Origin of the sequence: Autumnicola aciditolerans (genome assembly GCF_041679265.1) — a bacterium.
Classification (GTDB): Bacteria; Bacteroidota; Bacteroidia; order Flavobacteriales; family Flavobacteriaceae; genus Autumnicola.
This window is the reverse complement of record NZ_JBGFSM010000003.1, coordinates 106,644-119,843: the sequence shown is the minus strand read 5'-3', so window position 1 is coordinate 119,843 and position 13,200 is coordinate 106,644. Positions and strand designations below refer to the sequence as shown.

General features: G+C 37.5%; 16 protein-coding genes. All 16 read left to right on the top strand.

Annotated features, from left to right (window positions below; genetic code table 11):
• Positions 1-132: 132 nt before the first annotated feature.
• The gene (locus AB8M93_RS03940; protein ID WP_220114936.1) at positions 133-696 is read left to right on the top strand and encodes a DUF305 domain-containing protein; all 564 of its coding nucleotides are present in this window, start codon (positions 133-135) and stop codon (positions 694-696) included.
• Between the two features lie 176 nt (positions 697-872).
• Positions 873-1,301, top strand: a complete 429-nt coding sequence (locus AB8M93_RS03935; RefSeq protein ID WP_373056291.1) for a Fur family transcriptional regulator — start codon at positions 873-875, stop codon at positions 1,299-1,301.
• Between the two features lie 90 nt (positions 1,302-1,391).
• Positions 1,392-2,795 carry a dihydrolipoyl dehydrogenase gene (gene lpdA, locus AB8M93_RS03930; RefSeq protein WP_220114938.1) on the top strand — a complete coding sequence of 468 codons (1,404 nt, stop codon included), beginning with the start codon at positions 1,392-1,394 and terminating at the stop codon, positions 2,793-2,795.
• 97 nt (positions 2,796-2,892) lie between these two features.
• Complete coding sequence (gene nhaA / locus AB8M93_RS03925) at positions 2,893-4,242, top strand: Na+/H+ antiporter NhaA (protein ID WP_249601870.1); 1,350 nt, start codon at positions 2,893-2,895, stop codon at positions 4,240-4,242.
• A 10-nt stretch (positions 4,243-4,252) separates the two neighbouring features.
• A complete protein-coding gene (locus tag AB8M93_RS03920) occupies positions 4,253-5,044 on the top strand; it encodes a cation efflux transmembrane domain-containing protein (protein WP_449405355.1) in 792 nt (263 codons plus the stop codon).
• Between the two features lie 45 nt (positions 5,045-5,089).
• Entirely contained in the window at positions 5,090-5,728 is a 639-nt protein-coding gene (locus AB8M93_RS03915; RefSeq protein ID WP_373056290.1) for a lipoprotein signal peptidase, read from the top strand.
• A gap of 43 nt (positions 5,729-5,771) precedes the next feature.
• Positions 5,772-6,770 carry a sodium:calcium antiporter gene (locus tag AB8M93_RS03910; protein ID WP_128766685.1) on the top strand — a complete coding sequence of 333 codons (999 nt, stop codon included), beginning with the start codon at positions 5,772-5,774 and terminating at the stop codon, positions 6,768-6,770.
• Between the two features lie 3 nt (positions 6,771-6,773).
• Positions 6,774-6,959, top strand: coding sequence for a hypothetical protein (locus AB8M93_RS03905; RefSeq protein ID WP_008615609.1), 186 nt, complete (start codon positions 6,774-6,776; stop codon positions 6,957-6,959).
• Between the two features lie 18 nt (positions 6,960-6,977).
• Positions 6,978-8,294 carry an APC family permease gene (locus AB8M93_RS03900; RefSeq protein ID WP_220114939.1) on the top strand — a complete coding sequence of 439 codons (1,317 nt, stop codon included), beginning with the start codon at positions 6,978-6,980 and terminating at the stop codon, positions 8,292-8,294.
• Between the two features lie 9 nt (positions 8,295-8,303).
• Positions 8,304-8,480: a hypothetical protein gene (locus AB8M93_RS03895; RefSeq protein WP_373056289.1), complete on the top strand. Its 177-nt coding sequence runs from the start codon at positions 8,304-8,306 to the stop codon at positions 8,478-8,480.
• A gap of 18 nt (positions 8,481-8,498) precedes the next feature.
• Complete coding sequence (locus AB8M93_RS03890) at positions 8,499-8,855, top strand: SpoIIAA family protein (RefSeq protein WP_220114940.1); 357 nt, start codon at positions 8,499-8,501, stop codon at positions 8,853-8,855.
• A 57-nt stretch (positions 8,856-8,912) separates the two neighbouring features.
• Positions 8,913-9,734: a universal stress protein gene (locus tag AB8M93_RS03885; RefSeq protein ID WP_220114941.1), complete on the top strand. Its 822-nt coding sequence runs from the start codon at positions 8,913-8,915 to the stop codon at positions 9,732-9,734.
• A gap of 444 nt (positions 9,735-10,178) precedes the next feature.
• On the top strand, positions 10,179-10,673 hold the full coding sequence (locus AB8M93_RS03880) for an asparaginase domain-containing protein (protein WP_128766687.1): 495 nt from the start codon (positions 10,179-10,181) through the stop codon (positions 10,671-10,673).
• Positions 10,674-11,266: 593 nt separating this feature from the next.
• A complete protein-coding gene (locus AB8M93_RS03875) occupies positions 11,267-11,599 on the top strand; it encodes a helix-turn-helix transcriptional regulator (RefSeq protein WP_240674093.1) in 333 nt (110 codons plus the stop codon).
• A gap of 176 nt (positions 11,600-11,775) precedes the next feature.
• Complete coding sequence (locus tag AB8M93_RS03870; protein ID WP_128766689.1) at positions 11,776-12,615, top strand: RteC domain-containing protein; 840 nt, start codon at positions 11,776-11,778, stop codon at positions 12,613-12,615.
• Positions 12,616-12,912: 297 nt separating this feature from the next.
• Positions 12,913-13,197: a helix-turn-helix domain-containing protein gene (locus tag AB8M93_RS03865; protein ID WP_128766690.1), complete on the top strand. Its 285-nt coding sequence runs from the start codon at positions 12,913-12,915 to the stop codon at positions 13,195-13,197.
• Positions 13,198-13,200: the final 3 nt, after the last annotated feature.

Here is a 13,200-nt window from a genome sequence, read left to right as displayed (position 1 = left end):
AATAGGATTATATCATTCTTAAAGGCCTTAGTATCCATAAATATTCAGACCGTGTGGGGGAGTAGGAATTATATAAGATTTTTGATCTTAAACTATTTAAGAATATAGCAATTAATTTATAAAACCAAAAAGATGAAAAAAAAACAAAAAAACGCCAATAACTACGGTAAATTTTTCGCAATGATTGCTACCGCAATGGTGGCAATGTTCTTTTTAATGTACACCAACTCTTACCAGATCATTGATCACTTCTGGTTTAGTGAAACAAGGTTTTTTATGACGCTGATCATGGTCGGTTCTATGATCATTATAATGCTACTGTTTATGCTATATATGTATAAAAAACGAGGAGCAAACATAGCGATCATCGGGTTGGGTATTATATTGATTGTCGGTGGTATAGGATTGGTGAGAAGTCAGGTTACTGTCACCGGTGTTGATTACATGGAAGGTATGATCCCTCACCATTCAATTGCTATTTTAACGAGTGAGCGTGCTCAGATTAAGGATGTACGGGTAAGGAAACTCGCTGATGAAATTATTGAGGCGCAACGTAAGGAAATTATGGAAATGCAATGGCTGATCAACGATATCAGAGAAAATGGTGTAGTAGAGACAGAAAAGGAAAGGACAAACAGACCCTTGCCCAAATTTGAAGGTAAGATAGAAGAAGAAACACGAAACCTGACTGAATAACAAGATCCCCCTAGGCTTGAAAATTTATAATCGATTGTATTTAATATTTTATGGAGTAACTAACCGTTATATAGTGTCTGTCCACTAAGTATAGGACAGTTCCATAATGCGTGTCCTAAGCAACCGTTATACTCACAATGTTGGAAGACGGTTCGTATACTTAAGATAAAATTGCAATGACAAAGACGGAAAGAACATTATTGTTCAAAGGGATACGTCCCACTGAAATGAGGTTGAAAATTTACAAATACCTCAAAAGGAAAACTTATGCAGTAAGTTTAAATGAAATGCAAAAAGTCTTCATCAATAAAAATATCAAAACAGCCAATAAGACCACTTTCTACAGGGCGATAAAGCTCTTTGAGAAAAAAAGCATGGTGCACCAAATTGACGATGGAACTGCTTTTGCAAAATATGCGATTTCCGATGAAAACGCCAAAGGTAAACACAGTACAGATTTACATATGCACTTTCATTGTACCGATTGTAAGAAAACAATCTGTTTACCAAATAAAATATCGGAAGAGAGTTTGCCAGACCAGTATGAGGTGAACGATGTGAACCTGGTATTAAAAGGGATATGTAAAAATTGTAGTAAAAAATAATAGGTGGGAGCGCCTTAAGCCTGAATCCCAGCCCCCAATGGTCAAGCTTAAGGTTTTTTCCACCGTAACTAACTTAAAAAAAATATGAATATGGAAAAATTTGATGTAACTATAATAGGATCTGGCCCGGGCGGGTATGTAAGTGCGATCCGTTGCGCCCAATTAGGATTAAAAATAGCCATTGTAGAAAGATACAGCACCCTGGGCGGCACCTGTCTAAACGTGGGCTGTATCCCGTCAAAAGCCTGGTTGGAAGCCTCTGAGCATTATTACAAACTCAAGCATCAATTCGAAAAATTTGGGATTGATGTTAAAGAGGCCAATGTCGATATCCTGAAAATGAGCCAAAGGGTTCAGGATGTGGTACAGGAAATCATCAATGGCGTTGATTATCTGATGAAAAAGAACAAGGTTACCGTTTATGAAGGTCATGGCACCATCAAGGACAAAAACACGATTGAAATTAAGGGAGAAGATAAAACGGAAACCATAGCAACCGATAAAATCATCATTGCCACAGGGTCCAAACCCGCTTCATTGCCCAATATTAAAATAGACAAAAAGCGTATCATCTCTTCTACCGAAGCCCTTGCCCTACAGGAAATCCCCAAGCATTTAATGGTCGTTGGCGGTGGTGTTATCGGTGTTGAAATTGGTTCCGTATTCGCCCGCCTGGGTTCAAAGGTTTCTATAGTAGAATATTTTGATAGCCTTATCGCCACTATGGACGGCGCACTGGGACATCAATTGCACCGTTCCCTAAGAAAACAGGGAATTGATTTTTATTTGGAACATAAGGTAACCAATGCAACGGCAACTGATGGCAAAGTAGAATTGAAAGCGGAAAACCTTTCCGATAAAGAAGAAATGAGCTTAGAAAGCGATTACTGTCTTATGGCCATTGGCCGAAAGCCATATACCGCCAGTTTAGGGCTTGAAAATATAGGAGTGGAAACCAATGAGAAAGGACAGATAACGGTAGATAAAAACCTTGAAACCAACGTCAAGGGTGTGTATGCCATTGGGGATGTAATCCGGGGGGCAATGCTTGCCCATAAAGCCAGTGAAGAAGGCGTTTTTGTAGCCGAACGGATTGTTGGCCAAAAGCCCCATATCAATTATTCGCTTATCCCAAATATCGTGTACACCCAGCCTGAGGTCGCCGGTGTAGGCTTGACGGAAGAAGAACTGAAAAAGGCCAATAAAAGTATAAAAACAGGCTCTTTCCCTTTTAAGGCAAACGCACGGGCAAAGATAAGTATGGACACTGACGGTTTTATCAAGGTAATCGCAGATAAACAGACCGATGAGATATTGGGGGTTCATATGATAGGCCCACGCATAGCAGACAGTTATACCGAAGCGGTGGTAGCGATGGAATTTAGGGCAGCTGCCGAGGATATTGCAAGAATGTCACACGGTCACCCCACATTTTCCGAGACCTTTAAGGAGGCCTGTCTGGCAGCTACCGAAGACAGGGCGTTGCATATTTAAAGTTGACCTAACAGTAAGTTCTTAAAAATTAAGACGCTACTAAGCTTTTTGAAATATTAAGGTTTAAGTAATTAACTCAAAAAACAGATAAGATAAAATGGGGCAATCAGTTCGAAATCAATCCACTATTGGGTATATCAGGGAAACGGCAACAAAGTTCCTCGACAGGGAAACAGCTGGGGGGATTTTTTTAATAATTGCTACTATAGTTGCCCTTCTTTTAGCTAATTCACAGTGGGCAGGTGCCTATCATCATTTTCTTGGCGATGAATTGCTTTTTGAATTTTCCGAGCATCTTAGTTTTGGGCTAACAATTGAAGAATGGATCAATGATGGCCTAATGGCAATTTTCTTTTTGGTTGCCGGCCTTGAATTGAAGAGGGAGGTTATGGTGGGGGAATTATCTTCAATTAAAAAAGCCTCAGCCCCCTTGTTGGCAGCTTTAGGTGGTATGGCAGTTCCGGCCCTCATTTTTATTAGCCTAAATTTAGGCACTGAAAATATAAAGGGTTGGGGCATCCCTATGGCTACCGATATCGCATATTCACTAGGGATTATTGGCCTACTGGGAAAAAATGTCCCCAGGCAGTTAAAAACATTTTTAATAGCCCTCGCTATTGCTGACGATATAGGTGCCATATTGGTGATAGCATTGTTTTATAGCAACGAGTTGAGCTGGATATACCTTGGATCGGGCATGGGGGCATTTGGGTTATTATTATTAATGAATTGGACTGGGATCAAAAATTTGATTTGGTATATTATTATTGGGATCATCTTATGGTATTGCTTCCTTAATTCGGGGATCCATCCAACTATTGCGGGAGTACTTTTTGCCATTACCATTCCAATAGTGCCCAAATTAGACAGTAAAATATTAAAAGAAAGGACTGCCACAAACGTTACTAATCTTGAGAAAACAGAGCTGGAAAAATTAAATCCTCTTCAGGATAAAAAACAACAAATAATTTTAAAAGCCATTAAAACAGATACTGAGAATTCAAGGCCTCCTTTGCTCAAACTGGAAAATTCCCTTGTTGATTTCAATGCTTTCTTTATCATTCCAATTTTTGCAGTCGCGAATGCGGGAGTAAAGCTCGATGTAAATTTAATTGAGGTTGTTTCCGGTTCTTTAGGGCTGGGGATCCTTTTGGGATTAGCAATTGGCAAAGTAACAGGGATTGGTATTTTTACATTGATTGGGCAAAAACTTGGAGTTTCCGAATTACATATTACACTAAACTGGAAACATATAATTGGAATTGGTATGATTGCGGGAATTGGCTTTACCATGTCCCTTTTTATTACCAATCTCGCATTTAATGATCAGGAATTGATTAAAATTTCGAAAATAAGCATTTTGATAGCTTCATTACTTGCAGCTATTGGCGGTGCGGTAATTCTCTTATTAACTTCCAATAAAGGAAAGAAAAATATAGTTAAGTGATATGGGAGAAATGAACAAAAGTACTTTTATAGTAAGTCAAATGGACTGTCCTTCAGAAGAACAGATGATCCGGATGAAGTTGGAGGCTTATACACAAGTGAAATATTTGGATTTTGATATTCCCAACAGGAAATTGGAAGTATATCATGTGAATGGAATCGAAGATATACAAATATCAATAGCCGGTTTAAACCTTGGGGATTCCTTCCAAGGGACCGAAGAAGCCGATCCTCCCGTAATAGAAGACCAATCCAAACAGAAAACAATCCTTTGGTGGGTCTTTGGGATAAATTTCGGCTTTTTCATTATCGAAATGACCACGGGGTGGATCTCTTCTTCTATGGGCCTTATTGCAGATTCGTTGGATATGCTGGCAGATTCGATAGTATATGCGCTAAGTTTATTTGCAGTAGGTGGTGCCATTTCCAGAAAAAAGAAGGTGGCAAAATTCAGCGGATATTTTCAGATGGCCTTGGCAACACTTGGTTTTGCAGAGGTATTAAGAAGGTTTTTTACCAGTAGTGAAACACCAATTTTCCAATTGATGATCATTGTTTCCATTTTCGCCCTTCTGGGTAACCTTATTTCGCTTTGGTTGATAAATAAGGCCAAAAGTAAGGAGGCGCATATGCAGGCCAGTGCTATTTTTACGTCGAATGATATCATCGTAAACGGCGGGGTGATACTGGCCGGGGTGCTGGTCTATTTTCTGGATAGCAAATGGCCCGATTTGGTAATTGGCGGCATCGTTTTCACGTTTGTAATGCGGGGTGCCATAAGAATTTTAAAATTATCTAAATAATGCAAATATATGTTGCACAAGACGTTGGGCAACAATAAGGAAATTATGAATAAAAGTAGTGTAGCATTATTGATTTTACTGTTGTTGGTAATAGACCAGGCCATAAAGATTTATGTGAAGACCCATTTTTATTATGGCGAGGAATATTTTGTGTTTGGTCTGGATTGGTTTCGCTTACATTTTTTGGAGAATCCCGGCATGGCCTGGGGCTTTAAATTTGGCGAGGGATATCTGGCCAAATTTGTTTTAATACTATTTCGCTTCGTAGCCGTTATTTGGGGGACCTTTTATATCAAAAAAATGATACGTGAAGGATATGCAAAAGTCTTTATAATCTGTGCCGCATTTATATACGCAGGTGCATTGGGCAATTTGATGGACGGTGCATTTTACGGACTGATCTTTGAAAAAAGTGATCCCGCACTTCGCAACATTGCAGAAATATTCCCCTCAGGCGGTGGTTATGCGGGATTTTTAAATGGCAATGTGGTGGATATGTGGTACTTCCCTATTATTGATACAAGGCTTCCGGAATGGCTGCCATTATGGGGAGGCAATGAATTTACTTTTTTCGACCCTGTATTCAATACCGCAGATGTTTGGATTAGCACGGGAGTGATTTTACTCCTGATCTTTCAAAGCCAACAAAAAAAGACCAGAAAATATCGGATAAGAAAAAGTTGAAATATACTGAAAGTAACAGGACAATTATAAAAATCGATTAGTTATGAACGTTTGGCTCTGGGTAGTAGTATTGGGATTGGCAGCTTGGGCTGCTCATTGGGGTGCTGATCAACTCCTAACACCTTTAAAAATGCTGCGTAAGCAATGGGGGCTTACCGCTTCTGCAGGAGCGGCTTTCCTTGCTATTGTAACGGCGAGTCCTGAAGTGGCGATAAATATCACCAGCGCCGCCCGGGGAGTATCTGATATTGGATTAGGAAATTTGCTGGGTTCCAATATAATTTCCATCCCACTCATGGTGACCATCGCCTATTTCGCTTCCAGAAAGCAATTTAAAAACAATAAGGAACATCAAAAACATTTAGATGCTAACCTATTGGCCCTGAACAAGCGTTCTGTCTCGGTATTGTCCATCCCCTATCTGGCAATCATTTCTTTGGTAGCTATATTAACCCTTCCAAAAGCCTGGCGTGGGTTACAACCCATTGATGGGTGGATTATGCTGGCGGCCTATGCGGCTTTTTTAACGCATGCCATTATAAAAGGCAGGAAAAAAGGGGAAAGTGTGGAGTGGGATAAGAAGAAAGTGTGGTTATCAGTGGCCGGAGCTATGGCTATAGCCGTGGGTGCTTTTTTTATTGTTAAGGCTACGGAAAATATTGTTTCGGTGTTGAACATTTCCGAAATTGTTGGAGGGCTGTTTATTACCGGAATAATGACCACCGCCCCCGAAATATTTAAAACATGGAGTGTGGTAAAGGGTGGCGAAGTGACCGCGGGAACCACGAGCGTGATTGCCGATAATGCTGTTACCATGACGGTGGCATTTTTCCCCTTGGCACTGGTGACGACTCCGATCGAAGATTTTCAGTTGTTCTGGGTCAACCTGGCTTTTGTAGGACTGATGCCACTTTTATATTCGGTATTTGTCCATCAAAGCAAGGAACTTCACGGGTTCAGCAGATGGCAGATATTCGTTTTCGATGCAGCGTATATTGTATATCTCTTAACTATGGTGTTTTTTGTACTAAAACTATTTTAAAAAATGAAGGAGGACTTATTTAAGGATTACCAGGAGAGGCTAAATGTGCTGGATGAAAATATTAGAGCAGTAGCATTAAAATATGCGACGGATTTCTATTTGAACAAAAATTGTTCAAAAGAAGAGGCGATTGAGCGTGGAATCGTAAAGGCAGAGATGGAAAAAAGGAATTTAGATAGAAATGGATAATAAACCACTAATATTACTATGGCAGAATTAAAAAAATCTCTGGGTACTCTTCGCCTTACTTTTTATGGTGTAGGTACCATTGTTGGTGCTGGAATATATACTGTAATTGGTGCAGCCGCTGGACAGGCGGGAACAGACCTTTGGTTGAGCTTTATTTTTGCAGCCATTGCGGCCAGTGTCTCGGCAATGTCCTATGCAGAGTTGTCCTCTACCTATCCTAATGCCGGTGCGGAATTCATTTTTGTACGGAAAGCGTTTCCAAAAATCGACATTCCATCCTTTCTAACAGGTTGGACGATTGCATTTCACAGTTCGGCCACTATTGCCGCAGTTTTATTGGCTTTTTCAGGATATTTCAACACTTTTTTTAACATCCCTTCCTTACTGGTTAGCTATGCCGTGCTACTGGTTCTTGCATTGATAAGCATTACGGGCATCAAAAAATCATCAACTGCTAATATTGTTATGGTAAGTATTCAACTATTAGGTTTGTTTATTCTTATTGCCGTTGGACTTTCAGAAACAGGTGCACCAAAAGCAGAATTTTTTAAAGTGGAGTCCTTTTCAGGCACCCTGGCAGCGACTGCTACCTTATTCTTTGTTTATACGGGTTTTGAGCATATGGCAGCATTAGGTTCCGAGGTAAAAAATCCGGGCAAGACTATTCCGAGGGCATTTTTATTGACAATGGTGTTTACCACAATTATATACCTACTAATATCTTTTACGGTACTCAATATAAGTGACCCCGCAGAAATAGCAAAGGTAGATTCCCCATTGTCGCTGGCCGCTTCAAATTTAAATTCCTGGTTGCCCGTAGCCCTGGCAGTTGCGGCACTTTTTGCTACGGCCAATGCGGCTTTTAGTGGCATTATTTCCATTAGCAGGTTGCTTTTCGGTATGGCAAGCGTGGGCGAGCTTCCAAAATTTATGACCAAGACCAATGCACAAAAAGTACCCTGGGTAACTACACTTGTGGTTATGGCTGCGGTAGCGGCATTTTTGTTATTGGGGGATATTAAAATTGTCGCAGGAATGTCTTCTTTAGGGGCGTTACTCGTTTTTGTAGCCGTGAATATTGCCTTGATTGTGCTGCGTTTTAAAGCACCTGACAAAGAAAGACCCTTTAGAGTTCCCCTTTCCATAGGAAAAGTACCTATCCTACCCATTTTGGCCATAATCATTAGCTTGTCTTTGGTAGTTCAGTTTAACTGGCAGGTATATGTTGCTTTTGTGGGCGCAATTATAGTGGGCATCGTACTGGATTATTTTTTGGATAAAAAGTCAAAGAATGAGATGGATCCCGAAAAAGAAAAAGAACTGTTCAACCATTAAAATGAAGCTATGGAATGGACCTTTGAAGAATTTAAAACCAGTTTGGATGGCCTCCATCCTGCAGTGAAGGAAAAAGCCCTAGAAATTGCTAAAAGTCTGGTTATAGAAAAGAATTATACTAAGGGAAATGTCATAAAAGAAGGAATTATGAAAGCTGAAGAATGGTTTTACGATTTAGGCGGTTAATAATTAATAAAAATAGATATGTTACAAATTATAGAGATTTCAGGAGATAATATTATTGCTACCAGAGCATCGGGGAATTTGACAGAAAAGGATATTGAAAAAATACATCCACTTATCCATTCTATTTTAGATAAAGACCTAAAAGTACGCTGGTATTTTGAGATGGAAAATTTTGAAGGCTGGGATTTTCCAGGCCTGTGGGAAGATCTAAAAATGGATACTGCCCATGCAAAAGACTATGAAAAAATCGCCATGGTAGGTGATAAAGAGTGGCAGGACTGGATTACAAAATTCATGAAACCTTTTACCAATGCTGAAGTAAAATATTTTGACTTAGAGGAAAAGGAAATTGCCAAAAAGTGGATTAAACAGTAAAGCTTTTATTTAAACAATTAATTGAAAAACTGAATGTATAATTAAAATTAAAAAACCATGAAAATAATAGTTCCAATTGATTTTAGTCAAAGTTCCAAAATTGGAGTTGAGTATGCCACAAAGGTGGCCGAATCTTTAAATTCAGAAATTATCTTTGTTCATGCCTATTCTGAAGGTTATCAGTATGCCGGATATGGGGCTATAGTTTATCCGGTTCCCGACAACTTTAGTTCTTATCAGAAATTGTACAAAGAAAAAATGCTGGAATTTCTCGAAAATTTTCCACGTCTGGCGACAATAAAATATAAGAGTATGGTAGCCCCAGGAAGACCTTCAGATATAATTTATCAATTAGCAACAGAAGAAAAAGCAAGTTTGATAATTATGGGGACAGAAGGTGCAGGTGAGGTAGAAGGTTACCTTGCAGGAACTACCAGTGAAAAAGTGAGCAAGGATGTACCCTGCCCTGTGCTGGTTGTACCTGAAGATTTAGAAACTTTTGGTTTAAAAAGAATTTGTCTGGCGCTGGATTCAGATAATCTGAAACCTGATAGGGAACTAAAGGTTCTGGCTGATCTACTAAAGGCATTTAACGCACGCCTTTTTATATTTCATTTTGCTAAAAGTAAAGATGAAGTTATTAAAGAACAGGAGATAAAAAACTATTATGAGGAGTTTTTTAATCTGCAGAATATTTCTGTTCACCTTTTTTCCGAAGGGAAAACCGAAGATAAAATAACCGGTTTTTTGAAAGATAATACCATAGATATTTTGGCGCTACTTTACAGAAAACATGACTTTATAGAAAAACTAACTGAACTGGGGCTGAGAAGAAAAATGATTTTCAAATCAGAAGTTCCTGTACTTATTTTAAAATAATGGTAGAGATAACTTTTAATGAAATATACTAGATTTTATTAATACCCTGGAACGTTATTTTCTGAAAAATTAGCAAATTTCTAAAAGTGGATCTTTTCAGAAAAACTAGGTGGCTTTTGGTACAATATAACTCTGCCATTCGGCTTTAAGTCTTAGGTGGTTTTTTAAAACCGTATTTGCCAATGTGGGCGTAGCTTTCTTGGCCGTTCTCAAAGCAATCCGTTTATAGAAAATAAATTAAAAATAGTACAACAGGATGTCTCTAAGTAGAAGAAACAGAAGAAAGAAAAAAAATCAAAACCCATCTAAAAAACAATTCACAAAAAAGGAAAAGGTCAAGGCAATTATTGTCCTTATTCTTCTGTTTATTGCTTCATTTCTGCTTTATTATTTTGTGTTAAAAGGGAATATCCATAAACATTAATTTCTATAAAAAATAAAATTATGATACATATTATTACAACAGGAGGAACCATTGAAGGCTTGGATTATGAAAACCAAGAAAATAAAACAGAGCAAAGCGAAATAGCGATTAGAGAATTTCTTGACCTGGCCAATGTCTCGTTTCCCTATATTATCGAAAGGGCATTTTCTAAGGATAGCCGATCAATTACCGATGAAGACAGGAATTTTTTGTTAAAAAAAATAAAAGCTTCCAATGCAGAAAAAATTTTAATAACTCACGGGACTTTTACGATGGAAGATACCGCCATTTATCTTGGAAAGGAAGAAATTAAAAAGACTATTGTCCTTGTAGGCTCATTTATAATGGGAAACTCTAAAAATACGGATGCACACTTCAATTTGGGTTTTGCAATGTGCTCTGCTCAATTTTTGAATCCAGGAGTATATGTAGCAATGAATGGGACTATTTTTCCTTGGAATGATGTAACTAAAAATATAGAGGTCAGCAAATTTGAGTATAAGAATGAACAATAAATATGTTTGGCACATCAATCCATTGGACGACATTTTTTTATCTTCTCGTAGATACGTTTATAGTTCTATTGATATTTTACCATCATTCAACTAAAAAAATCCTAAGCAATCATTCTAGGTTTCTAAAGCTTGGATTACTTTTCATAACTTATAACGCTACTGGCGGATTTCTACCCTTTGAAAACTTCCCAGGTCCCTTTATCCTTCAATATGTTATTACCTACGGTGTGGCCATAACCCTCTGTATTTATTTAATATACTACCTGTATAAAGAATATGATATTCTTGTTGTTAGGATGCATTTTTCAATCCAAAATCTGGTAATTCTGGCAAGTAGCAGCTTTATTATGTTATTTCTAATTCCTTACTTCCTTACCAGTTCCCTCTATTGGGCTAGAGTCCTTTTTACAATTCCCATATCTATAATGGCCTTTATATTTCTGTGGTTCTTTTACAAAAGAATCTCAAACCTCGAAAATCCAAACCGCTTTTTCCTTAGAAGAAACAAATTTTCAGTCTTAAGTATAAGTTGTATAGCACTGTTGCCAATTTTAACCGTTATTGGTGATTATCAATGGTTAACTTTTACTACAATGAACATTGCCTTTTATGCCGTAACCGCTATTAAAATAGATAGTCATCTTTACTTTTTAGAAAATAAAACCAAAATGTATAAAGTTTTTGCTTGGAACGAGAAACAAAGTAAATACCCGGCTAAGGACAAAATAATTTATGAAAATTTAACTAGACGGGAAATTGAAGTCGGTTTATCTATTTTAAGTAACTTAACTTATAAAGAAATTGCCAAAGATTTATTTATCGCCAAAAACACTGTATCTAAGCACGCATCTAACATCTTCAAGAAAACAGGGGTAAAAAATAGGCGACAATTCTTATCCCGCTTTCGTAAAAAATTCAAAAAATAAGTTAGGATGGCATCCTATTATTTCCTTAGAAATGCTTGGGTTTAATAGATTTCCGTAGGAAAATACGGTTTTTGCGTAGCCAAATACGCTGTAATTCACTTGTATTTTATTGTTTTGAATTTATCTTTAAAGAATTCAATTAAACTTTTCAAAAATGATCCGTAAAATGGTTGGTGATGGATTTACAGTTACAAGCAGAAATACTACTGGAAAAACTGAACGAAATTAAGCTTAAAAACAACGATATTTTAAATAGGGCTTTTCGTTCAATTGAAGTGTGCCGTAATCTCCTTAGTTTGTTCAAAAAGGAAATCATTGCAAATGAATTTGTTTCCCTAAAACAAGAAATAGACTTTTTTAAGAACATAAAACAAATCCCGTTGGTACAGCTTATTTATTTCTCAGAAATCCATTCTTTAGAAATTCAATTTCCAAAAGCCGATAAAAAAGCCCAATTTAAATTCATTAAAAAGAAAATTGGCAAGCTTAACCGTTTCTTTCTGTATAATATTGATTTCGGGCAGTATGTCAATTCCAAAGCTACCCATTTTGATAAGGAATATTATACCCGTGATTATTTGGACACCTATCATATAACCACTTCAAAATTCTACTTTCAGGATCCCGAGTTTTGCACCCCAAGGGATATGCTCTTAGGTAAATTCAAAGCATACAATTTATTGGTTGTCTATTTGGATGAACGATTATTTAAGCTTAAAAATAAGCTAAATGGGAAAAGTGTTAAATCGAATACTACTGAAAAAATCCCCTGGCCATTTACCAATACCGATTGGGTGGAGCTAGTTTATGCTTTAAGTTTTGCCGGAATTGCAAATCAAAATGATTTAAGTATCATCAAACTCTCCAATAAGCTTCAAGAGATTTTTGATTTTAAACCTACCGGAAAAATCTACAATACCTACCAAGACATAAAAAATAGAAAACACAGCAGAACATTATTTTTGGACTCCCTAAGTACCTCCCTAATTTCTGAGATGAACAAGAGTGAAGAATAATTCTAAAAACTGTTAAAAAAAGACCGTACTACGGTCGACCTACCGAAATCCTGCTTTTTAAGATTATCCATTTAATTTGATGTATTTTAATCTTGTAGTTCCCACAAGACAAGGCTCAAAACCTATCATAATCAATCAAATTTCAAAATGTTAAATTTTGACCATACTACGGTTCTAATGGGGAATAAAATCCAATAAACTGGCCCAATTTTGTAGAACGAAAGTCAAATCCTGCGAGGGGCTATTAAATTAGCTTAAAGCAATTTGTTAGCCCTTTTCATTTAAAACCGTTTTATTATGCCAACAAGTATCATTACCACAGAAGATCTTCGGGAATTCAAAATGGAATTGCTCGATGACATTAAAAAATTGCTTTCCAATCAGTCTAAAGGAAAGCTCAAAAAATACCTTAAATCTTCCGAAGTGATGGAATTACTTCAGGTCAGTCCGGGTACACTTCAAAACCTTCGCGTCAATGGCACATTGCCCTACACGAAAGTGGGCGGTATCATTTACTACGATGCCGAGGAAATCCAGAATGTAATGACCGCAAATCGTGTGCAGCACGGATTAAATTCTTAGGCG